The organism is Achromobacter sp. CF-sbj1-Ac2-l (assembly GCF_052698165.1).
On the sequence record NZ_CP199855.1, the window covers coordinates 5,742,541 to 5,765,578 of the forward strand.

A 23,038-nucleotide genomic window follows, 5' to 3' on the forward strand; every position below is an offset into this window, starting at 1 on the left:
CCCTTCCATCAGGATTTTTCCATGTTGAATGCAAGCCACCTGCGCGGCGTGTTTCCCGCGATTCCCACCCCGGTCAACGCCGACGACACCATCAACGCCCCGGCGGCCCAGGCGCTGATCGCCTACCTGCTCAAGCAGGGCATCGACGGCATCGTGCCGCTGGGCGGCACGGGTGAATACGGTGCTTTGGCGCGGGCCGAACGCATCCGCATGTGCAAGCTGACGGTGGATGCCGTGGCCAAGCGCGTGCCGGTGATCCCCGGCGTGCTGGACCCGGGCTTTCACGACGCCCTGCAGGCCGGCCGCGAGTTCGCCGACGCGGGCGCCGACGCGCTGATGGTGCTGACGCCCTACTACACGACCCCCACCCAGGCCGGCATCCGCGACTATTTCCTGCGCTACGCCGACGCATCGCCGCTGCCGGTGATGATCTACGAGATCCCGTATCGCACGCGCATCGCGATCGCGCCGGAAGTGCTGCACGAACTGTCGCGCCACCCGAACATCATCGGCATGAAGGCCTGCAACACGGACATGTACCACTTCCTGCGCACGGTGGCCGGCGTGGACGAATCGTTCGCCGTGTTCAGCGGCGAGGACACGCTGCTGCCGGTTCACCTGGCCGCCGGCGCCCAAGGCGGCATCGTGGTGACGGCGAGCCTGCTGCCCAAGGCCTGGCGCAAGGTCTATGACCTGGCCGCCGCGGGCCGCACGCGCGACGCCATGCTGCTGCACCGCCGCCTGATCCCGCTGATGAACCTCGCGTTCGCCGAGACCAATCCCGGACCGATGAAGTCCGTGATGGACCTGATCGGCGTCGATGCGCCGGAAGTCCTGGATCCCCTGGTGCAACCCGGGGCCGACCTGCAGGCGTCCTTGCGGGCGGTGGTCAAGCCGTTGCTGGCGGAGTTCGAAGGCGTTTGAGCCAGGCGATTCGGGAAGGACTGGGCGCGATCGATCGACGGCGCCCGGTCCTTACCTCGAATACGCCGAGAACTTGGACTTGGAGATGGACGTGGCCGCCACCTGCACGTGCTGCGCCAACTCCGCCTCGACCCTGGCAACGGTCCATCGCGTCGTCGGCACGGAAATGTTGATCGCCGCCACCGCCAATCCGCGATGATCGATCACCGGCGCCGCCACCGAAATATCTCCCAGCACCGTTTCGTTCACGATGATCGCGTAGCCCTTCTCGGCCACGCGCTGCGCGCGTTCGAGCAGCTTGTCGGGATTGACTTCCGTGTAGGGCGTGATCGGCTCCAGGCGGGTCTGCGCCAGGATTTCGCGGCGCTGCTCATCCGACAGGCGTGACAGGATCGCCGTGCCCGACGCGGTGAAAAAGGCCGGCAGGCGGCTGCCCACGGCGATGTCCACGTTGACCAGGTGATGGCCGGGAAAGCGGGCCACGAACACGATCTCGTGCCCGTCCAGCTCTTGCAGGTTGGTGGTTTCGCCCAGGGTGCGGCTGATGTCCAGCAGATAGGGCGACGCCTTGTCGATCAACTCATTGGCGCGCACGTAGTTGTACGAGAACTGCAGCACCTTCGGCGTCAGTCCGTAATTGCGCGTGTCCGGAATGCGGCGCAGATAACCCAGCATTTCCAGCGTGTAGACCAGGCGTTGCGTCGCGCTGCGGTCCAGGCCCGACGCGCGCGCGATGTCGGCCAGCGTCATGTGGCGCTTGGGGCCGTCGAAAGCATGCAGCACCTGGAAGGCTTTTTCGGTCGAGCCTACAAACAGCGAAGACCGGGTCTCGGTCGCCGCCTGCGTCTTGTCCGTATTGTCGGGCTTGCTTTTGGGCACGGGAAACAGCCTATTGAGGAAGTAACGTGCGCGCAGGTTGGAGCGCGCGGTTGCCGGCTTGCCGGCGGCAATCGCGCGTATCGCACACCAATTAATTGTAGTTCAATTATTAATAGCTAATCCCGATTATCAAACGCAACCTGCCGCGGCCAGCGGCACGCCCGGCTGGCTTGCCGAGCGGGTGCCCGCCAGCGGATGGCAGGACTGCGGATGATAGGTGTGCACCAGCGACAGCTTGACGCGATCGCTGCGGTTGCCCTGGGCCGCATGCAAAGTGCGGCAATGGAAGAACACCAGGTCGCCAGCGCGCAGCTCGGGGCAGACGGCGCGCGCGATCCATTCGGCGTTTTCGGGCGCATCGTCGCGGAAGAATTTCTTCTCGTCGAACTGCGCCGGCTGGAATGCGGCCGCGTGCGAACCGGGAATGAACGACAGGCCGCCGTTGTCCCAGGTCTCGTCGCCCAGCGCCAGCCAACAGGACACCAGGTCGCTGTCGGAGAACGACCAGTAGCGGATGTCCTGGTGCCAGCCGGTCAGGCTGCCATAGGCCGGATGCTTGGTCATCACACAGTTGTGGTGCACGGTGGACAGCACCGGCGTCTCGCCGAAATAGCGGGCCAGCGATTGCCCGATGCGCGCATGGGTGGCCCATTGCGCGAACAAAGGATCGCGCCCGTAGGCGCTGAGCAGGCGCCGCACGGTGAGGCCGCCTTCGGCATTGCGCGACTCGGGCGCGCCGGGATAGCGCAGGTCCGCCTCGTATTCGATGGGCGCGATGTGCTCGCGCAGATGCCGCTCGGCCAGCGCGCGCAGCGCCGCCACCTCGGCGGGGTCGGCGAACTGCCGCGCGACCACGAAACCCTGCTCGCGCAGGACCGCTAACTCATCTTCTTGCAACGACCCGGACATGATGAACCTGCCAACCCCTCAGACCCCGCGGCGTAAGCTGCAAAGCGTCTGCGCACAGGGCAGGCGCGTGCCGGACGAGGCGCCGGCGATCGCGGGAGAGCTAGATTACACCCAAACGCGCGGCCGCTCGGGCGTATTCGCAACAGAACCGGCGGCCAGGGACCCTGGCCCTTCAGGCCTGCCCGCCTGTCGGTGTCTTGTCGGGCAGCGCGCCCGCCTGGATCCGTGCGGTATCGCGTTCGACTTCCTCGTGGTGCACCCACTCGCGCCACACGGCCACCAACAGCGCCATCAGCACCGGGCCGACGAACAGCCCGACGATGCCCATGGTCTTCACGCCGCCCACCAGGCCGAAGAAGGTCGGCAGGAACGGCAGCTTGACCGGGCCGCCCACCAGGCGCGGGCGCAGCGTCTTGTCGACGATGAACAATTCGACGCTGCCCCACACCATCAGCGCGATGCCCGCCACCATGTGGCCGGAACCGACGAGATACAGCGACACCAGCGTGAACGACAGCGGCGCGCCGCCGGGGATCAGCGCCATGAAGCCGGTGACCACGCCCAGCAGCACCGGCGACGGCACGCCGGCGACCCAGTAGGCGATGCCCAGCACCACGCCCTCGCCCAGCGCGATCAGGCCCATGCCGGTGACGGTGGAGTTGATGGTGGCCGGGACCACGCGCGAAAAGCGCTGCCAGCGCGCCGGCAGGATGCGTTCGCCCAGCACATCCAATTGGGCCACCATGCGCACGCCGTCCTTGTAGACGAAGAACAGCGTGATCAGCATGAACAGCACGGTGAGCAGCAGTTGGAACACGTTGCCGGTGGCGGCCAGCACCATGCGGTAGATGTTGCCCAGGTGTTCGCCGCTGACGGCCTCGACCAGCGCGCCCAGCGCATGCGGCTGGCCGATGTAGGCCTGCCAGTATTCGCCGAGGCGGTCGCCGACCACCGGCATCGAGGTGATCCAATTGGGAACGTCGACCCCATGCCGGTTGGCGGCGATGGCCCAGGCGAAGAAGGTGCTGGCTTCCTTGATGGCGTACGACAGCGCCAGCGACAGCGGCACGATCAGCACCACGATCACCACCAGCAGCGCCAGCGACGCGGCCAGCGCGGTGCGGCCGCCGCAGCGCTCGACCAGGCGCTCGTAAAGCGGCCAACTGGCCAGGCCGATGATCAGCGCGGCCAGCGCGGGGACCAGGAAGCCGCTGAGGAAATATACCCCCGCCAACAGGACGAGCAGCAAAAGCCAACGGGCGATCAGGTAGGCGGGGAGTACAGGCTGCATAGAGCGGATCGACAGTGAATGCGTTGAGGCTTTGACTGTCGGACTATACAGACGTTTCGCGAAATACGAGGGACACAAGCCCCGTATTTACTACGGGGTTTCCCGGTGTTGCTGGATTTTGCCGGCGACTTGCCAGCGTGGCGGACGCTTTCGCGCCCGCCACGCGGACCGCCGAGCCCCGTCTACAGGGCGTATTCGGCGGCCTCTTCGCGCGCGGAGCGGCGGCGCGGCATGGGCTCGTTGGCGGCGGCCACGCCGGCCACGGCCATCTGCCTGGCGGGGCTGATCTGGCGCTGCTGGAACACGCCGCAACTGGCGGCGGCCGGATCGGTCTCGTCGCGGCCGCTGAGCAGCGGGCAACTGGCGAACAGTTCGGCCGCCCAGTCGGCGAACGCGCGCACCTTGGGCGAAAGCTGGCGGCTTTGCGGATACAGCACCGAGATCGCGGTGGCGCTGGGCTTCCATTGCGGCAGCACCTCGATCAGCTCGCCCGACTGCAGGTACGGCAGCGCCATGTAGCGCGGCGTCTGGATCAGGCCGAAGCCCTTCAGGCCGCAGTCCAGGTACGCGCCAGCTTCGTTCACCGCGACGGTGCCACGCATGTCCACTTCCTGGTGTTTGCCGTCGATCTTGAAGTCCCAGGCGCAGTTGCGGCCGGTGCGGCTGGAGAAATAATGCACCGCGTGGTGGTTGCGCAGTTCCTCGATGGTCTGCGGCATGCCGTGGCGGGCGACGTAGGTCGGCGAGGCGCAGGTCACGGTCTGCAGCGTGCCGATGCGGCGCGCCACCAGGCTGGAATCCTCCAGGTCGCCGGCGCGGATGACGCAGTCGACGGCCTCCTGCACCATGTCCACCGGCCGGTCGCCCAGGCCGAGCACCAGCTCGACGTCGGGGTACTTGTCGTGGAAATCACACAATGAGGGAATCAGGATCAGCCGGCCGATACAGGTCGGTACGTCGATGCGCAGCCGCCCCTTCAGGCGCAGCGCCGCTTCCTGGAAGCAGGCCTCGGTTTCCTCGACGTCGGCCAGGATGCGCACGCAGTGCTGGTAATAGCCGGCGCCATCAGGCGTGAGGCCAATGCGGCGGGTGGTGCGGTTGAGCAGGCGCACGCCCAGCAGGCGTTCGAGGTTCTGGATGATGGTGGTGACGGTGGTGCGCGGAAGCGAGAGGCTGTCGGCCGCCCGGGTGAAGCTATTGGCGTCCACGACGCGCACAAACACCTGCATAGCCTGAAAACGGTCCATGGCGACGGTGTCCTTTAAGGGCAATTTGGTCGGGGTGTACGGAGCATAACCCGAAACCGCCCGGGATTAGACAAATCCACCGAACAGTGTTGCCGAGATAGCAGTGTTTATCCGCGCCCGTAAAACACTCAGAATGCAAACCATCTTGAAGTGCCCGTGCCGCCCGGCGCCATCCCAGGGCCTGTCAATCCTCAGATTCCGATCCCGGTAGAGCCCGTCCCCAAATAGACGGATTTCACCAGGGAAGCGTAACCGCGTTGCATGTTGCACTGCAATATGACTTCGGTGTTTCAGGACTGCCAGACCCGCCGCGATGCCCGCCCCCGCCGCCTCCCCGCCCCCCCGCGGTCCCCGGCAAGCGCGCTTCACCCCGACATCACCCACAAGGAACATCATGGTTTCGCGTAATCGTATTGCTATGCTCGTCGTTTTCGCGGCCGTCATCGCGGCCGGCGGTGGCTACGCCCTGTTTCGCGCCCCGGCGGGCGCCAATGCGGCCCAGGCGCAGGGCGCGCCCGCCGCGCCCCCTGTCGAAGTGGCGGAAGTGGTCAACAAGACCATCGTCGACTGGCAGCGCTATTCCGGCCGCCTGGAAGCCATCGACCGCGTGGACATCCGTCCGCTGGTCTCCGGCACCCTGACCGCCGTGCACTTCCAGGACGGCAGCATCGTCAAGAAGGGCGACGTGCTGTTCACCATCGATCCGCGCCCCTACGCGGCCGAAGTGGACCGCGCCGCCGCCGCCCTGACCGCCGCCAAGGCCCGCGCCTCGTATACGGCCACCGAACTGGCGCGCGGCCAGCGCCTCTTGGCCGACAACGCCATCGCCCGCCGCGACTTCGAGGAAAAGCAGAACGCCGCGCGTGAAGCCGCGGCCAACCTGCAGGGCGCGCAGGCCGCGCTCGACTACGCCAAGCTCAACCTGGGCTACACCCGCATCGAGGCGCCGGTCGCCGGCCGCGTGTCGCGCGCGGAAGTCACCGTGGGCAACGTGGTCGCCGCCGGCGCCACCTCGGTGCCGCTGACCACACTGGTGTCGGTCTCGAAGATGTACGCCTCGTTCGACGTCGACGAACAGACCTTCCTGAAGTACGTGAACCCGGCCCGCAACGGCAAGGCCGGCTCGGTGCCGGTCGAGCTGGGCCTGGCCAACGAGGAAGGCTATTCGCGCACCGGCTTCGTGCAATCGGTGGACAACCGCCTGGACGCCACGTCCGGCACCATCCGCGTGCGCGCCGAGTTCGACAACGCCGACGGCACCCTGCTGCCCGGCCTGTACGCCCGCATCCGCCTGGGCGGCAGCGAGCCGCGCAGCGCCGTGCTGATCGACGAGAAGGCCATCGGCACCGACCAGGACAAACGCTACGTGCTGGTGCTGGACGACAAGAACCACGCCAACTACCGCCAGGTCAAGCTGGGCGCCAACCAGGAAGGCCTGCGGGTCGTGGACTCCGGCCTGGCCCCAGGCGAACGCATCGTGGTCAATGGCTTGCAGCGCGTGCGCCCCGGCGACGCCGTGAGCCCGACCGTGGTGCCGATGGTCGCGGCGCAACGCAACCCGGTCAAGACGGCGGCCGCCAACTAAGCCGCCGGTGAACCGCAAAGCAGAACGAGAACGTTCATGAATATCTCGAAATTCTTCATCGACCGGCCGATCTTCGCCGGGGTGTTGTCCGTGCTGGTGTTGCTGGGCGGCCTGCTGGCCATGTTCCAGTTGCCGATCTCGGAATACCCGGAAGTGGTTCCGCCCTCGGTGGTGGTGCGCGCGCAGTATCCGGGCGCCAACCCCAAGGTCATCGCCGAAACCGTCGCCTCGCCGCTGGAGGAATCCATCAACGGCGTGGAAAACATGCTGTACATGCAGTCGCAGGCCAACAGCGACGGCAACCTGACGCTGACCGTCAACTTCAAGCTGGGCGTGGATCCGGACAAGGCGCAGCAACTGGTGCAGAACCGCGTGTCGCAGGCGCTGCCGCGCCTGCCGCCGGACGTGCAGCGGCTGGGCGTCACGACCACCAAGAGCTCGCCCACCCTGACGCTGGTGGTGCACCTGATCTCGCCCAACGACCGCTACGACATCACCTACCTGCGCAACTACGCGATCCTGAACATCAAGGACCGCCTGGCGCGCATTACCGGCGTGGGTGAAGTGACGGTGTGGGGCGCGGGCAACTACTCGATGCGCGTGTGGCTCGACCCGCAGAAGGTCGCGCAGCGCGGCATGACCGCCGCCGAAGTGGTCGCGGCCATCCGCGAGCAGAACGTGCAGGTCGCCGCCGGCGTGATCGGCGCTTCCCCCACCCAGGGCGACGTGCCGCTGCAACTGAACGTGAATGCGCGCGGCCGCCTGCAGACCGAAGAGGAATTCCGCGACATCATCCTCAAGACCTCGCCCGACGGCGCCGTGACGCACCTGTCCGACGTGGCCCGCGTGGAACTGGATGCCCAGGAATACGGCCTGCGTTCGCTGCTGGACAACAAGCAGGCGGTGGGCATGGGCATCATGCAATCGCCGGGCGCCAACGCGCTGGACGTGTCGTCGCAAGTGCGCGCCGCCATGGTCGAGCTGGCCCAGGACTTCCCGCCGGGCGTGGAATACCGCATCGAATACGACCCGACCCAGTTCGTGCGTTCCAGTATCGAGGCCGTGGTGCACACGCTGCTGGAAGCCATCGCCCTTGTGGTGCTGGTGGTGATCCTGTTCCTGCAGACCTGGCGCGCGTCCATCATCCCGCTGCTGGCGGTGCCGGTGTCGATCGTCGGCACCTTCGGCCTGCTGCTGATGTTCGGCTATTCCATCAACGCCCTGTCGTTGTTCGGAATGGTGCTGGCCATCGGGATCGTGGTCGACGACGCGATCGTGGTGGTGGAAAACGTCGAGCGCAACATCGCGGCGGGCCTGAGTCCGCGGGATGCAACCTATCGCGCCATGCGCGAGGTGAGCGGCCCCATCATCGCCATCGCGCTGACGCTGTGCGCGGTGTTCGTGCCGCTGGCGTTCATGACGGGCCTGACCGGCCAGTTCTACAAGCAGTTCGCCATGACCATCGCCATCTCGACGGTGATCTCGGCCTTCAACTCGCTGACGCTGTCGCCGGCCCTGTCGGCCCTGCTACTCAAGAGCCACCACGACAAGCCGGACTGGCTGACGCGGGGCATGAACCGCGTGTTCGGCCGCTTCTTCAACTGGTTCAACAACATGTTCGGCCGCGCCTCGGAGAACTACGGCGTGGGCGTGTCCGGCGTGATCCGCCGCAAGGCCGGCGCCATGGGCGTCTATGCGGTGCTGGTGGCCGCCACCATCGGCGTGTCGTACCTGGTTCCCGGCGGCTTCGTGCCGGCGCAGGACAAGCAGTACCTGATCGGCTTCACGCAGTTGCCCAACGGCGCCTCGCTGGACCGCACCGAAGAGGTGATCCGCCAGATGAGCGACATCGCCCTGAAGGAGCCTGGCGTGCAGAGCGCCATCGCCTTCCCGGGCCTGTCGATCAACGGCTTCACCAACAGCTCGAGCGCCGGCATCGTGTTCGTGACGCTCAAGCCGTTCGAAGAGCGCAAGGGCGCGGCGCTGTCGGGCAACGCCATCGCCGCGTCGCTGAACCAGAAGTTCGGCGCCATCCAGCAGGCGTTCATCGCCGTGTTCCCGCCCCCGCCGGTGCTCGGCCTGGGTACGCTGGGCGGCTTCAAGCTGCAACTGGAAGACCGCTCGGCGCTGGGCTATGCCGAGCTGGACAAGGCCAAGCAGGCGTTCCTGGCCAAGGCGCGCCAGACGCCCGAACTGGGCCCGGCGTTCTCGAGCTACGAGATCAACGTGCCGCAGTTGGACGTCGACCTGGACCGGGTCAAGGCCAAGCAGTTGGGCGTGCCGGTGACGGAAGTGTTCGACACCATGCAGATCTACCTCGGTTCGATGTACGTCAACGACTTCAACCGGTTCGGTCGCGTGTTCCAGGTGCGGGCCCAGGCGGATGCGCCGTTCCGCGCCCACGCCGACGACATCCTGCAGCTCAAGACCCGCAATGCGGCGGGTGACATGGTGCCGCTGTCGTCGCTGGTGACGGTCAAGCAGACCTTCGGTCCGGAAATGGTGGTGCGCTACAACGGCTACACCGCCGCCGACATCAACGGCGGTCCGGCCCCGGGCTACTCGACCAACCAGGCGCAGGCCGCGGCCGAGCGCGTGGCGGCGGAAACCCTGCCGCGCGGCGTGAAGTTCGAGTGGACCGACCTGACGTACCAGCAGATCCTGGCGGGCAACGCCGGCCTGTGGGTGTTCCCGATCAGCGTGCTGCTGGTGTTCCTGGTGCTGGCCGCGCTGTATGAAAGCCTGACCCTGCCGCTGGCCGTGATCCTGATCGTGCCGATGAGCATTCTGGCGGCACTGACGGGCGTCTACCTGACGGGCAACGACAACAACATCTTCACCCAGATCGGCTTGATGGTGCTGGTGGGGCTGTCGGCGAAGAACGCGATCCTGATCGTGGAATTCGCCCGCGAGCTGGAAATGAACGGCCGCTCGCCGCTGGAAGCCGCAATCGAGGCCAGCCGCCTGCGCCTGCGTCCGATCCTGATGACGTCGATCGCCTTCATCATGGGGGTGGTGCCGCTGGTGCTGTCGTCCGGCGCCGGTTCGGAAATGCGCCACGCCATGGGGGTCGCGGTGTTCTTCGGCATGCTCGGCGTGACGCTGTTCGGCCTGTTCCTGACGCCGGTGTTCTACGTGCTGCTGCGTTCGATGGGCGGCAAGAAATTGCACTCGGCCGCGCCGCACGAAGCGCCCGTGTGCGTGCCGCACATCGACCCGCACGCGCCGCCCGCGCCGCAGCACAACGCCTGATCCGGCCCGCAAAAATAGCCAGCGCGTCCCGTCCCGAACGGCGGGGCGCGCGCCCAAGAGAATCGTCATGAAGACCAAAAGACTGATCCGCGGTTCCGCCCTGCTTGCCGTCCTGCTCGTGCTGGCCGGCTGCGCGGTGGGTCCGACCTACGAACGGCCCGCGGCCGCCACGCCGGCGGCCTACAAGGAAGCCGCCCTGCCCGCCTCGGAAGCGGGCACCTGGAAGACCGCCCAACCCTCGGAAGAGCAGTTGCGCGGCGAATGGTGGAAGGTGTTCGGCGACGAAGGCCTGAACCAGTTGCAGGAGGAAGCCCTGAAGGCCAACCAGAACCTGCAGGCCGCCGCCGCCCGCCTGACGCAGGCCCGCGCGCTGCAACGCGAGGCCCGCGCCGGCTTCTTCCCCAGCCTGGACGCGGGCTTCGGCCCGAACCGCCAGCGCCCCTCGGCGGTGTCGCAAGGCCTGCCTGACGGCACGCCGACGCGGCCGGTGACCACCTGGCGCGCGCAAGGCACGGTGTCGTACGAGGCCGACCTGTTCGGCCGCGTCGCCTCCACCGCCGACGCCGCCACCGCCGATGCGCAGCAGAGCGAGGCGCTGTACCGCTCGGTGCTGCTGGCGCTGCAGGCCGATGTCGCCACCACCTATTTCCTGGTGCGCGAGCAGGACGCCGAAGCCGCGCTGTACCGCCAGACGGTGCAACTGCGCACCGAGACGCTGCAACTGATCCAGCGCCGCTATGACGCGGGCGACATCAGCGAGCTGGACCTGGCGCGCGCCAAGGCCGAGCTGGCCTCGGCCCAATCGGAAGCGCTGGGGATCGACCGCCGCCGCGCCGCCGGCGAACACGCGCTGGCCGTGTTGCTGGGCCGCGCGCCGTCGGAGTTCGCGATGCCGCCCAAGCCGATCGAGAAGGTGGCGCTGTCGATCCCGGCCGGCCTGCCGTCGACGCTGCTGGAACGCCGCCCCGACATCGCCGCGGCCGAGCGCGCCATGGCTGCCGCCAATGCCCGTGTGGGCGCGGCCAAGTCGGCGTTCTTCCCGCGCCTGGACATCACGGGCGCGTTCGGCTACGAGTCGTCGGAGCTGGGCAACCTGTTCCAATGGTCGAGCCGCACGTTCCTGCTGGGCCCGCTGGTCGGCGCCGCGCTGTCGATGCCGATCTTCGACGGCGGCCGCCGCCAGGCCGGCCTGGACCGCGCCCGCGCGGTGTACGAGGAAGACGTGGCGGTGTACCGCCAGACGGTCCTGAACGCCTTCCGCGAAGTCGAGGACAACCTGTCCAACCTGCGCATCCTGGCCGACCAGACCCGCGCGCAGGACGCCGCGGTGGAGGCCTCGGCCCGCGCCGCCAAGCTCTCGCACACGCAATACCGCGAAGGCTCGATCAGCTATCTCGACGTGATCGAGGCGGACCGCAGCGTGCTGCTGCAGCAGCGGGTGGCGGTGCAGTTGAGCGGCGAGCAGGCGCGGTCGGCGGTGGATCTGATTCGGGCGATCGGGGGCGGGTGGGGGAATCCGGTGCCTGGGGCGGAGGCTGTGGCGGCCAATCGTTAGTTGTTCATTGCTCGAGCATTGCGTTAGGTGCTGTTAGCGATGATGAGTCGGTCTTCGTAGGTCGCCCCTCGGGCGGGCGGACCCGGTGGCGGGCGCCCACGATTGCGGTCCGGAGCGTTCGCTCCGGACTTCCCCATCCTCATCCTCGTCCTCGCCTTCGGCGACTCCTTCGGATTCCGTCGGGCGCATCGAGGTTGCCCGCCACCGGGTCCGCCCGCCCGAGGGGCTACGAGCGTCTGGGCTTGTCGCGCTGCTAGAGCCGGGTGCGGGGAAGGGAACCTGCGGGGCTGCCCATCGCGGCCGCGCGGGCGGCCACGATGGGCGTCTGTGCATCTGACAGTGAAGCGGGTGCGCTGCGCGCGGGTGGCGAGCGGTTTTCTGGTGGTCCCGCTCCGAAGGAGAGGGGGTAATGGCGGCGCGTTGAGGGCTGGCTTGCGCGTGACGAGCGCGTGCGCCGCCGACAACAGTCGTGGTGCCGGCAGGGCAGCCACGCAATCGCACCGGATTTCGTGGTGCCGATAGCCGTGCAATAGCATCGGATGGGGGGCCTTTCCACACGCGAGAGCGTCATCATCCCGACGCAAGACACCACGTAAGCCGCAAAAGGCCGCCCGCGCGGCCGGCTTGCGGCGGGCCTCGCAAGACCCTCCCTCCAGCTCCGATGTGCGCCAAAACGCCAAGCACACCGCTCGCCCCAGAGACCGTCATTACGTCTCATCGCGAGCGCGTGGCGGGGTCGGTGGGGGATGGCGGGGCGTGTAGATGCGCCCGAGGGAAACCGGAGGGAGCCGAAGGCGTACGAGGTTGACAACGGGGAAGTCCGGAGCGAACGCTCCGGACCGCAATCGTAGCCCCGCCATCCCCCACCGACCCCGACACGCGCGCCTCAAGAACCTACCCCATTCGCGACAACCAACAACACCCTACAATCTCCGCCATGTCGACCCTCCGCCTCTTCTACGCCCTCTGGCCCGAGCCTGACCTGGCTGACACGCTATCCACCTGGGCCACTCAAGCCCAACCGCACAGCCATGGCCGCGCCATGCGCACGGAAACCCTGCACATGACGCTGGCCTTCCTGGGTTCCGTGGAAAAGGAAATCGCCGAAGAACTCATCGACGCCACCCCCTACCATCGCCTGCAGCCCGGCACCGTCACCCTGGATCGTTACGGCGTCTTCGCCCGCCCCCGCATTCTCTGGGCCGGGCCCGCGCAGACTCCGGATTCGCTGCAGGCCAGCCACGACGGCCTGTGGCTCTGGCTGTCGGCGTTCGGCTTCGCGCCGCCGACGCAGCCCTTCCGCCCCCACGTCACGCTGCTGCGCAACATCGAGCGCAACGACCCGCCGGCCGACGCCCCGCCGCCCGTGACCTGGCGCTATGACCGCATGGTGCTGGTGGCGTCCGAATCCACCGAGGGCGGCAGCCGCTACCGCGTCGTCGCCCGTTCGAAACCGCAGCCGGACTGAGGCCACGACCCGGTGCTCTGGCACAATCGAGCGCGTCGCAACGACTTAGGATCTCCATGATCATCCTGCTCGACCAAGACGGCGTGCTGGCCGACTTCGAACATGCCTTCATCGACGCCTGGCGCGCGCGCCACCCCGGCATCGCGCCGGTGGCGTTCGAGGACCGCAAGTCCTTCTACATCCGCGAGGACTACGCGCCCGAGCTGCGCGGCATGGCCGAGGCCATCTACACCGCGCCCGGCTTCATCCGCAACCTGCCGCCGGTGCCGGGGGCGCTGGAAGCCGTGAAGGAACTGCTGGCGCTGGGCTTGGACGTGCGCATCTGCACCTCGCCGCTGTCGCAGTTCGAGAACTGCGTCGCCGAGAAATACCTGTGGGTCGAGAAACACCTGGGACGGGAGGCCACCAGCCGGCTGATCCTGACCAAGGACAAGACCCTGGTGCACGGCAATCTGCTGATCGACGACAAGCCGTTGATACAAGGAGCCGTCAAGCCGCGCTGGAAGCACATCCTGTTCGACGCGCCCTACAACCGCCAGGTCACCGACCGTCCGCGCATCACCTGGGGCAACTGGCGCAACGTGCTGGCGGGCGAGCTGTATACGGCCGACGAATGACGGCCGGATGACATCCTGACGGCGGGGTGGCCGGCCCTGTTCAGCGGCCGGGGTTGGGACTATCCTGTGGTGCTGTATCCCCACCTCTGGAGGAGCCTGCACCATGAATCTGCACCGACTGCTCAAGCAGCGAGAAGCCGACCACAAGCCCTTGCGCGTAGCGCTGCTGGGCGCCGGAAAGTTCGGCGCGATGTTCATGAGCCAGGCCCCCCGCACGCCCGGCATGCGGCTGGTGGCGGTAGCCGACCTGACGCCCGACCGCGCCCGCGCCGCGCTCACCCGCGTCGGCTGGCCGGCGACGGCGCTCAATGCCGCCAGCCCGGGAGACGCGCTCAAGAACGGCAAGGTCTACTTCACTGACGATCCGCTCGCCGTGATCGCCAGCCCCGAGGTCGACATCGTCATCGACGCCACCGGCCAGGCGGCCGCCGGCATCGGCCACGTGCTGGCCTGCTGCGAGCACGGCAAGCACATCATCATGGTCAACGTCGAGGCCGACGCGCTGGCGGGCCCCTTGCTGGCGCGGCGCGCGCGCGAAGCCGGCATCGTCTATTCGCTGGCCTACGGCGACCAGCCGGCGCTGATCTGCGAGATGGTGGACTGGGCGCGCACGGCGGGCTTCGAGGTGATGGCGGCCGGCAAGGGCACCAAGTACCTGCCCGAGTTCCACACTTCCACGCCCGACACCGTCTGGCCGTACTACGGCTTCACCGCCGAGATGGTGGCAGCCGGCGACTTCAACGCGCAGATGTTCAACAGCTTCCTGGACGGCACCAAGAGCGCCATCGAGATGGCCGCGGTGTCCAACGCCACCGGCCTGCTGCCCTCGCCGTCCGGCCTGCATTTCCCGCCCTGCGGCGTGGACGACCTGGCCCGCGTGCTGCGGCCGCGCGAGGACGGCGGCATCCTGCACCATCGGGGCCAGGTGGAAGTGATTTCCTCGCTCGAACGCGATGGCCGGCCGGTGTTCCGCGACCTGCGCTGGGGCGTGTACGTGACGCTCGCGGCCGACAGCGATTACGTGCGGCGCTGCTTCAAGGAATACGGCCTGGTCACCGACCCCAGCGGCAACTACACCGCCATGTACAAGCCGTATCACCTGATCGGCCTGGAACTGGGCATCAGCGTGGCCAGCGTCGGCCTGCGGCGCGAGCCCACGGGGGCGCCGGCCGGCTGGCATGGCGACGTGGTGGCCACGGCCAAGCGCGACCTGCAAGCCGGGCAGTTGCTGGACGGCGAAGGCGGCTACACCGTGTATGGCCGGTTGATGCCGGCGCGCGACTCGGTCGACGAAGGCTACCTGCCGTTGGGCCTGTCGCACCAGGTCAAGCTCAAGCACGCGGTGCGGCAGTCGCAGGCGATCCGTTGGAGCGACGTGGAATACGACGATCGTTCGGCCGCGGTGCAGTTCCGTCGCGAGATGGAACAGACCTTCGCCTGAACGCGGCGCCTCGCCATGCCGCCCCCGGCCCCGCGTGAATCGGGGCGGGCCGACGACCGTCAGACCGGCGGCGAACGTTCCGCCTGGAACAACCGCAGGCGGTCGGCGGCGTTGCGCAGGTGCTGCTCGGCGGCCTTGCCGGCGGCATCGGGATCCCCGCCCTCGATGGCGGCGAAGATCGCCTGGTGTTCGCTCTGCACGGCCGCCATGCGCTCGGCATACATGCGCGCCGTGTTGTTGCGCGCGCTGCGGATGACGCGCCGCACATTCGCTTCCAGGTAGTCGTTCAGCGCCACCAGGTGCGGGTTGTGCGTGGCCTGCACGATGGCCTGGTGGAACTGGTAGTCCTCTTCGTCGCCCAGCTTGTCGTTGATGAGCGCGTACTCCATGCCCACCAGCGCCTGGCGCATCTTCTTCAGGTCGGGTTCGGTGCGGCGCTGCGCCGCGTAGCGCGCGGCGGTGACTTCGATCGACAGCATCAGCTCCAGGATGTGTTCCAGGTCCTGGTTGTCGCCCGGCGTGGGCGCGGCGATGCGGAAGGCGTTGCGCTGGAAGTTCGGGTCGACGAACACGCCGCTGCCTTGCTGCGAGGTGATCAGGCCCTCGGATTTCAGGCGCGCCAGCGCCTCGCGCACCACGGCGCGGCTGACCGAGTAGATCTCGGTCAACTGCTTTTCGGTGGGCAGGCGGTCGCCGGGCGCCAGGGTGCCCTGGCGGATCTGCTCGGCCAGCGCGTCGGCCACGCCCGCCGAAAGCGAATGCCTGGGCGCGGCGCGCTGCGGGTCGGAGTCCTGTGCTTGAGTGGGCTGCATGGGGAATCGTTAAAACGTGAAGGCGGCTCGCGGCGGGGATGCCCCTGGGACGCGCCGGCCCGTGGTTATAGGAATTCTCGACGTTTCACTGCGGCGGCGCCCTTGAAAATTATAGGATTTTGCCGGAATCAAGGGCGCGGCCGCTTCAGACTTTACGCGATATAGATGCCGCCGTTCACCTGCATCACCTCGCCCGTCACGAAACCGGCCAGCGGCGAGCACAGGAAGGCGATCGCGCCGGCGATTTCCTCGGCCGTGCCGAAGCGCCGCAACGGCGTGCTCTCCAGCAGCTGCGCGCCCTTCTGGCCGATCAGGTCGTGCGTCATGGAGGTGGCGATGATGCCAGGCGCCACCGCGTTCACCCGGATCTGCGGCGCCAGCTCCAGCGCCAGGCTGCGGGTGAAGCTCTGCACCGCGCCCTTGGAGGCCGAATAGGCCGCGTGCGCGTAGCTGCCGCGCTGCGCCGCCAGCGACGTCAGCAGCACGATCGAGCCGTTCTGGCGCAGGTGGCGTTGTGCGGCGCGGCACACATAGAAGGTGCCGTCCAGGTTGACGCCCATGAGCTTCTTCCAGGCCTCGTCGCTGGTGTCCTTGACCAGCTGCTCGGGGTAGATGCCGGCGCAATGCACCAGTTGATCGATGCCGCCGAAATGCTGCGCGGCGCGTTCCAGCACCCTGTCGCAATCATGCGAGGCGGCCACGTCCAGCGCGTGCACGAACACCCGCTGGCCGCTGGCGTCCAGCTCGGCGGCCACCTCGTCCAGGCGCGCCTTGTCGATGTCGGTGAGCACCAGCCGGGCGCCATGGGCGGCCATCAGCCGCGCGGTCGCCAGACCGATGCCATTGCCGGCGCCGGTGATGGCCACTACCTGTCCTTCGAACGAAATCATGCTGTCTCCAAAGCGCTTTTTCGGGGGCACGCGCCCGCTCCCGGGGCGCCGCCGACGGTTCGATTGAACCGCCAAATGCATCGCTTGACACGGGAAAAACGCTTGCCCTATGATTTATCGGACAACTTAATAAAGTTGACTGACAACTTGTGTTGAAAGCGTAAAGCAACTGGCGATTTCAGGCAAGCGGGTCGGAAAAACACGGCCAACGGCCGCATGACAGGCAGGGGACAACCAGGTGGAAATCACCGGCAGCACAACCGTATTCGCGATCGCGGCCGACCCGATCGCGCACGTCAAGACGCCCCAGCGGCTCAACGCCCTGCTGCGCGAGCGCGGCATCGACGCCGTCATGGTGCCGTTCCACGTGGCCGCCGCCGGCCTGCCCGGCCTGTTCGCGGGCCTGCGCGGTCTGGCCAACCTGGGCGGACTGGTGGTCACCGTGCCCCACAAGGAACGCGCCGCCGCGCTGTGCGACGCCCTCACCCCCGCCGCCGAACTGATCGGCGCCGTCAACGCCGTGCGGCTGCGCGACGGCTGCCTGACCGGCGGCAACTTCGACGGCCTGGGCTTCGTCGCCGGCCTGCGCGGCCAGGGCCATGAGCCCGCCAGCCGCCACGTCTACCTGGCGGGCCTGGGCGGCGCCGGCAAGGCCATCGCCTGCGCCATCGCCGAGGCCGGCCCGGCCAGCCTGCGCCTGTACAACCGTTCGCGCGGCAAGGCCGAGGCGTTTGCCGAGCGCCTGGCGCGCCACTATCCCGGCCTGGCCATCAGTGTGGCCGGCCCGCGTCCCGAGCCCTGTGACATCGCCATCAACGCGACCACCCTGGGCCTGGACGACAACGATCCCCTGCCCTTCCCGCTGGATGCCCTGGCGCCCGGCGCCGTGGTGGCCGACGCCGTCATGAGCCGTGTCGACACGCCGCTGCTGCGCGCCGCGGCCGCACGCGGCTGCCGCACCCATCCCGGCCTCTACATGCTGGAAGGACAACTCACCGAAATTGCCCGCTTCCTGGGCATAGAAGAGCCGCATTCCTAAGCGCGCTTGCTTGATTCACGGACCTACCACTCCCGTTCCACGGAGGAGACACGCATGAAATTGGCTTTCACCACCGGCCTGTTGTGCCTGGCCGGCATTGCCGCATCGGCCCAGGCCGCGCCCGTCAAGATCGGCCTGATCGAGACGCTGTCCGGCCCGCAGGCCTCGACCGGCCTGATGTTCCGCGCCGCGGTCAAGTACCAGTTGGACCGCATCAACGCCGCCGGCGGCTGGAACGGCCAGCCGCTCGAACTGGTCGAGTTCGACAACCAGGGCGGCCCCGTGGGCGCCTCCGACCGCTTCCGCGCCGCGGCCGCCGAAGGCGTGCAGATCCTGGTACAGGGCTCGTCGTCGGCCATCTCCGGCCAGCTCACCGAGGACGTGCGCAAGCACAACCTGCGCAATCCCGGCAAGGAAGTGGTGTTCCTGAACGTGGGCGGCGAGGCCCTGGAACTGACCGGCCAGAAGTGCCACTTCTACCACTTCCGCTTCACCACCAACGCCGACCTGCGCGTCAAGGCGCTGGCCTCGGTCATGTCGGCCGACGGCACGCTGGGCAAGCGCGTCTACGCCATCAACCAGAACTACTCCTGGGGCCAGGACATGGAAGGCGCCACCGAGCGCTTCGCCAAGCAGTACGGCTATGAAGTGGTCGGCAAGACGCTGCACGAAGTCAACAAGATCCAGGACTTCGCGCCCTACGTGGCCCGCATCCGCTCGGCCAATCCCGACACCGTCATCACCGGCAACTGGTCCAACGACCTGCTGTTGCTGATGAAGGCCACGCAATCGGCCGGCCTGAAGGTGCGTTTCGCCACCGTGTTCCTGGACCAGGTCGGCAACCTCGCCAACGCCGGCGAGGTCGCGCTGGGCCACTACATCGCCCACCCCTACAACATCGAGGCCGCGGGCGAGGAAGGCGCCAAGTTCGCCGAGGACTACAAGGCCAAGACCGGCCACTACCCCAGCTACACCGAGCCGCAGACCGTGATCGGCATCACCTTCCTGGGCGAAGCGCTCAAGCAGGTCAAGCCCAAGGACGGCAAGCTGTCGGTGCCGGACCTGGCGCGCGCGCTGGAGAAGGTCACCTACACCTCGCCGCTGGGCACCTACACCATGCGCGCCGAAGACCACCAGGTGCAACTGCCGATGGTGGTGTCCAAGGTCGGCAAGAACGCCAAGTACAAGGCCGACGGCACCGACATGGGCTTCGAGCCGGTCAAGGTGCTGTCCGCCGCGGACGTGTCCGCGCCGGTGCAGGCCACCTGCAAGATGGTTCGCCCGGACTGATGATGACGCGACGGCCGCGGACGGCATGCCGTCCGCGGCCACTCGCCAATAAAACGCTCACCGGCGCGGGGCCGGAAAAAACAGGGCGTGATCGATCGCCAGGCGCCCGGCGCCTGCGCGCAAGGATTTTGGAGCGGACATGGAATACTTTACCGTCTCGCTGTTGAACGGCGTGATTTACGGCCTGCTGCTATTCATGGTGTCGGCGGGCCTGACACTGATCTTCGGAATGATGGGCGTGCTCAACTTCGCGCACGCCTCGTTCTACATGATAGGCGCGTACGCCGCCTATACCCTGACGCCCGTCACCGGGTTCTGGACCGCGCTGGTGCTGGCCACCGTCATCGCCGGCGTGCTCGGCATGGGCGTGGAGCGCTTCTTCCTGCGCCGCGTGCACAAGTTCGGCCACGCGCAGGAACTGCTGGTGACCTTCGGCCTGGCGTTCATCGTCGCCGAGCTCATCAAGCTGTTCTACGGGGATTTCCCGGTCGACTACCGCGTGCCGCAGTTCCTGAACTTCGCGGCCTTCCGCGTGTTCGACGCCGACTACCCGTTCTACCGCCTGCTGATGGGCGGCGTGTCGCTGGCGATGTTCGCGGTGATCTACCTGCTGCTGTCGCGCACCCGCGTCGGCATCGTGGTGCGCTCGGCCATCTACCGGCCGCGCATGGCCGAGGCGCTGGGGCACAACGTGCCGCTGGTGTTCATGAGCGTGTTCGGCGTGGGCGCGGCGATGGCCGGCCTGGCGGGCGCGGTCGCGGGCGCGTTCTACACCACCAATCCGAACATGGCGCTGGAACTGGGCGTGCTGGTGTTCGTGGTGGTGGTCGTGGGCGGCCTGGGCTCGCTTGAAGGCGCCATGATCGCCTCGCTGCTGATCGGCCTGATCAGCTCGTTCTCGGTCGGCATCGACGCCAGCCTGGCGACCCTGTTCGGCCTGTTCGGCGCCGGCGAGTGGGCCGAGAGCGTGGGCGGCCTGATGACGGTGAAGATCTCCAGCCTGGCGGCGACCCTGCCCTTCCTGCTGATGCTGGTGGTGCTGCTGGTCAAGCCCTCGGGCCTGAAGGGAGAACAGGCATGAACCAGACTTCCTCGCGCCGCGCCACCGCCGGCCTGCTGTTGCTCGCCTGCGTGGCCGCGTTGTGCGCGCTGCCGTGGCTGCTGCCCGCCGGCCAACTGGTCGCGGCGGTGCAGATGCTGATCGCGGCGCTGTTCGCCTGCGCCTTCAACCTGCTGGCCGGCCAGGGCGGCATGCTGTCCTTCGGCCACGCGGCCTACTTTGGCGTCGGCACCTTCGCCACCATCCACGCCATGAATGCGCTGGGCGGCGCGGGCCTGTTGCCGACGCCGCTGATGCCGCTGGCCGGCGGCGTGGCCGGCCTGCTGTTCGGCCTGGTCGCGGGCTGGTTCGCCACCATGCGCGCCGGCGTTTACTTCTCGATGATCACGCTGGCGCTGGCCGAGCTGCTGCACGCGCTGGCGCCGCACCTGAAGGGCGTGTTCGGCGGCGAGGCCGGCCTGTCGGCCATGCGCATGCCGGCATGGGGCTTCACCTTCGGCTCGGACGTCGAGGTGTACTTCCTGGTGCTGGCCTGGGTGCTGGTGTCGCTGGCCGCGCTGTATGGCCTGACCCGCACGCCGCTGGGCCGGCTGACGCTGGGCCTGCGCGAAAACGCCAACCGCCTGCGCTACCTGGGCTACCGACCGCACACGCTCAAGACCATGGTGTTCGCGCTGTCGGCCATGTTCGCCGGCATCGCAGGCGGCCTCCAGGCATTGAACATCGAGGCCGGCAACTACGTGCTGTTCGAGGTCAAGCTGTCGACCGACGCGGTGCTGTTCGCCTACATCGGCGGCGTCAACGCCTTCCTCGGCCCGGTGCTGGGCGCCTCGATCCTGACCTTCCTGTCGCAGACGCTGGCCGACATCACCCGTTCGTGGCTGCTGTACCAGGGCATCCTGTTCGTGCTGGTGATGCTGTTCGTGCCGGACGGCCTGGTCGGGCTGGTGCAGCGCGCCGCCAGGTCGCTGCGCCAGCGCGGGCTGGCCGACTGGCTGCCGCGCGCCGCGGTGTCCGTCGCCGGCGGCCTGCTGCTGACCGGCGCCACGGTGTTCTCGGTGGAACTGCTGCAACGCATGTTCGCGCGCGACTACCGCTCGCTGCTGGCGATGAACCCCGATGCCGGCTGGCCCGCCATTTCCCTGTTCGGCCACGACTGGGCGCCGCTGGCGCTGTCGACCTGGCTGCTGCCGCTGGCGCTGTTCGCGGCGGGCCTCCTGGCCTGCCGCTGGGCGCTGGCCCTGTGGCGCGGCGAGGCTGAGGCCGCGCCCGTGCTGGAGACCGCGAAATGAGCCACGAGATCCTGACCCTGACCGACGTGCGCAAGTCCTTCGGCGACGCGCAGATCATCCGCGGCGTCAACCTGAAGGTCGAGGCCGGCGAACGCCACGCCGTCATCGGCCCCAACGGCGCCGGCAAGTCCACGCTGTTCCACCTGATGTCCGGCTCGTTCGCGCCGACCTCGGGCGACATCAGCCTGCGCGCGCGCCCGATCGGCGGCCTGCCGCCCGAACGCATCAACCGTCTCGGCCTGGCGCGTTCGTTCCAGATCACCAACGTGTTCCCGCGCCTGTCGGTGCGCGAGAACCTGCGGCTGGCGGTGCTGCGCATGCACGGCCTGGTCTACAACTTCTGGCGCCCCATCGCGCGCCACCGCGCCGTCAACGAGAACGTCGACCAGCTGCTGGAAAAAGTGCGTCTGGCGCCCAAGCAGCACACCGCCGCGGGCGACCTGAACTACTCCGAGCAGCGCTCGCTGGAAATCGGCATGACGCTGGCCTCGCGGCCCAAGGTGATCCTGCTGGACGAGCCGATGGCCGGCATGTCTCAGCACGAGGTCGACTACACCGTCGAACTCATCAAGGACGTGACGCGCGACTGCACCCTGCTGATCGTCGAGCACGACATGCAGGTGGTGTTCTCGCTGGCCGACCGCATCAGCGTGCTGGTGTACGGCGAGATCCTGGCCACCGGCACGCCCGCCGAGATCCGCGGCGACGCCCGCGTGCGCGAAGCCTACCTGGGAGAGGAAACGGTATGAGCATGCAATCCCCCCTGCTGGCCCTGCAAGGCGTGCACGCGCACTACGGCAAGAGCCACATCCTGCACGGCATCGACCTGACGGTGGGCCGCGGCGAAGTGGTCAGCCTGCTGGGCCGCAACGGCGCCGGCCGCTCCACCACCATGAAAAGCATCATGGGGCTGGTGGACGTGACGGGCGGCCGCATCGCCATCGAAGGCCGCGACATCACCAACAAGCGGCCTTTCGAGATCGCCCGCGCCGGACTGGGTTTCGTGCCGGAGGAGCGCGAGGTGTTCGCCAACCTGACGGTGGACGAGAACCTGCGCATGGGCGAACAGCCCGTCCGGCCCGACGCGCCGGCCTGGACCATCGAGCAGATGTTCGGCTATTTCCCGCGCCTGAAGGAACGCCGCAATACCCGCGCCGGCAACCTGTCCGGCGGCGAACAGCAGATGCTGACCATGTGCCGCTCGCTCCTGGGCAACCCCAAGGTCATGCTGATCGACGAACCCACCGAGGGCCTGGCGCCCAAGATCGTGGAAGTGATCGCCGACGTGATCCGCGACATCCACCAGCGCGGCGTGTCGGTGGTGCTGGTCGAGCAGAAGCTGACCATCGCGCTGAAGGTCTCCACGCGCGTCAGCGTGATGGGCCATGGCCGCATCGTTTTCGAAGGACCGCCCGCGCAGTTGCATGAGCGCCAGGACGTGGTCCAGGAATGGCTGGCGGTCTGACCGCCTAACGCATCTGTAGAGG

19 protein-coding genes are annotated in these 23,038 nt (G+C 67.8%); 13 read left to right on the forward strand and 6 right to left on the reverse strand.

Annotated features, from left to right (window positions below; all coding sequences use genetic code 11):
* The first annotated feature begins 21 nt into the window (after window positions 1-21).
* Window positions 22-924: a 4-hydroxy-tetrahydrodipicolinate synthase gene (gene dapA, locus ACUDCK_RS26305; RefSeq protein ID WP_054500515.1), complete on the forward strand. Its 903-nt coding sequence runs from the start codon at window positions 22-24 to the stop codon at window positions 922-924.
* Window positions 925-975: 51 nt separating this feature from the next.
* Here the strand turns inward: dapA and ACUDCK_RS26310 are convergent, their stop codons facing one another.
* The 4 genes from ACUDCK_RS26310 to ACUDCK_RS26325 all read right to left on the reverse strand — a co-directional run bounded on the left by ACUDCK_RS26310 (window position 976) and on the right by ACUDCK_RS26325 (window position 5,250).
* Window positions 976-1,803 carry an IclR family transcriptional regulator gene (locus ACUDCK_RS26310; protein ID WP_054500514.1) on the reverse strand — a complete coding sequence of 276 codons (828 nt, stop codon included), beginning with the start codon at window positions 1,801-1,803 and terminating at the stop codon, window positions 976-978.
* A 129-nt stretch (window positions 1,804-1,932) separates the two neighbouring features.
* Complete coding sequence (locus tag ACUDCK_RS26315; RefSeq protein WP_144655638.1) at window positions 1,933-2,712, reverse strand: phytanoyl-CoA dioxygenase family protein; 780 nt, start codon at window positions 2,710-2,712, stop codon at window positions 1,933-1,935.
* 172 nt (window positions 2,713-2,884) lie between these two features.
* The gene (locus tag ACUDCK_RS26320) at window positions 2,885-4,003 is read right to left on the reverse strand and encodes an AI-2E family transporter (protein ID WP_175167005.1); all 1,119 of its coding nucleotides are present in this window, start codon (window positions 4,001-4,003) and stop codon (window positions 2,885-2,887) included.
* A 182-nt stretch (window positions 4,004-4,185) separates the two neighbouring features.
* Window positions 4,186-5,250, reverse strand: coding sequence for a LysR family transcriptional regulator (locus ACUDCK_RS26325; protein ID WP_144655639.1), 1,065 nt, complete (start codon window positions 5,248-5,250; stop codon window positions 4,186-4,188).
* Window positions 5,251-5,644: 394 nt separating this feature from the next.
* Here ACUDCK_RS26325 and ACUDCK_RS26330 point away from each other — a divergent pair, with 394 nt between their 5' ends.
* The 6 genes from ACUDCK_RS26330 (at window position 5,645) to ACUDCK_RS26355 (ending at window position 15,168) form a co-directional block, all read left to right on the forward strand.
* Window positions 5,645-6,835, forward strand: coding sequence for an efflux RND transporter periplasmic adaptor subunit (locus ACUDCK_RS26330; RefSeq protein WP_081273391.1), 1,191 nt, complete (start codon window positions 5,645-5,647; stop codon window positions 6,833-6,835).
* 36 nt (window positions 6,836-6,871) lie between these two features.
* On the forward strand, window positions 6,872-10,087 hold the full coding sequence (locus ACUDCK_RS26335) for an efflux RND transporter permease subunit (RefSeq protein ID WP_054500511.1): 3,216 nt from the start codon (window positions 6,872-6,874) through the stop codon (window positions 10,085-10,087).
* 67 nt (window positions 10,088-10,154) lie between these two features.
* Window positions 10,155-11,642: an efflux transporter outer membrane subunit gene (locus ACUDCK_RS26340; protein WP_175167004.1), complete on the forward strand. Its 1,488-nt coding sequence runs from the start codon at window positions 10,155-10,157 to the stop codon at window positions 11,640-11,642.
* 937 nt (window positions 11,643-12,579) lie between these two features.
* Complete coding sequence (gene thpR / locus ACUDCK_RS26345; protein WP_064527371.1) at window positions 12,580-13,110, forward strand: RNA 2',3'-cyclic phosphodiesterase; 531 nt, start codon at window positions 12,580-12,582, stop codon at window positions 13,108-13,110.
* Between the two features lie 56 nt (window positions 13,111-13,166).
* Complete coding sequence (locus ACUDCK_RS26350; RefSeq protein WP_064527370.1) at window positions 13,167-13,727, forward strand: 5'-3'-deoxyribonucleotidase; 561 nt, start codon at window positions 13,167-13,169, stop codon at window positions 13,725-13,727.
* Between the two features lie 103 nt (window positions 13,728-13,830).
* On the forward strand, window positions 13,831-15,168 hold the full coding sequence (locus ACUDCK_RS26355) for an NAD(P)H-dependent oxidoreductase (RefSeq protein WP_175167003.1): 1,338 nt from the start codon (window positions 13,831-13,833) through the stop codon (window positions 15,166-15,168).
* Window positions 15,169-15,227: 59 nt separating this feature from the next.
* Here ACUDCK_RS26355 and ACUDCK_RS26360 read toward each other — a convergent pair whose 3' ends face one another.
* Both ACUDCK_RS26360 and ACUDCK_RS26365 read right to left on the reverse strand, forming a co-directional pair.
* The gene (locus ACUDCK_RS26360) at window positions 15,228-15,980 is read right to left on the reverse strand and encodes a FadR/GntR family transcriptional regulator (RefSeq protein ID WP_049076565.1); all 753 of its coding nucleotides are present in this window, start codon (window positions 15,978-15,980) and stop codon (window positions 15,228-15,230) included.
* 152 nt (window positions 15,981-16,132) lie between these two features.
* Window positions 16,133-16,870, reverse strand: coding sequence for an SDR family NAD(P)-dependent oxidoreductase (locus tag ACUDCK_RS26365; RefSeq protein ID WP_175167002.1), 738 nt, complete (start codon window positions 16,868-16,870; stop codon window positions 16,133-16,135).
* Between the two features lie 238 nt (window positions 16,871-17,108).
* Here ACUDCK_RS26365 and ACUDCK_RS26370 point away from each other — a divergent pair, with 238 nt between their 5' ends.
* From ACUDCK_RS26370 to ACUDCK_RS26395, 6 genes are all read left to right on the forward strand, one after another.
* Window positions 17,109-17,909, forward strand: a complete 801-nt coding sequence (locus tag ACUDCK_RS26370) for a shikimate dehydrogenase family protein (RefSeq protein WP_144655643.1) — start codon at window positions 17,109-17,111, stop codon at window positions 17,907-17,909.
* Between the two features lie 54 nt (window positions 17,910-17,963).
* Window positions 17,964-19,199: a branched-chain amino acid ABC transporter substrate-binding protein gene (locus tag ACUDCK_RS26375; protein ID WP_006386229.1), complete on the forward strand. Its 1,236-nt coding sequence runs from the start codon at window positions 17,964-17,966 to the stop codon at window positions 19,197-19,199.
* 139 nt (window positions 19,200-19,338) lie between these two features.
* A complete protein-coding gene (locus ACUDCK_RS26380; protein WP_006386228.1) occupies window positions 19,339-20,280 on the forward strand; it encodes a branched-chain amino acid ABC transporter permease in 942 nt (313 codons plus the stop codon).
* The gene (locus tag ACUDCK_RS26385) at window positions 20,277-21,551 is read left to right on the forward strand and encodes a branched-chain amino acid ABC transporter permease (protein WP_175167001.1); all 1,275 of its coding nucleotides are present in this window, start codon (window positions 20,277-20,279) and stop codon (window positions 21,549-21,551) included. The genes ACUDCK_RS26380 and ACUDCK_RS26385 overlap by 4 nt, the downstream gene beginning before the upstream one ends.
* Window positions 21,548-22,300, forward strand: coding sequence for an ABC transporter ATP-binding protein (locus ACUDCK_RS26390; RefSeq protein WP_054419393.1), 753 nt, complete (start codon window positions 21,548-21,550; stop codon window positions 22,298-22,300). The genes ACUDCK_RS26385 and ACUDCK_RS26390 overlap by 4 nt, the downstream gene beginning before the upstream one ends.
* A complete protein-coding gene (locus ACUDCK_RS26395) occupies window positions 22,297-23,016 on the forward strand; it encodes an ABC transporter ATP-binding protein (protein ID WP_006386225.1) in 720 nt (239 codons plus the stop codon). Before ACUDCK_RS26390 ends, ACUDCK_RS26395 begins: the two co-directional genes overlap by 4 nt.
* Window positions 23,017-23,038 lie beyond the last annotated feature (22 nt).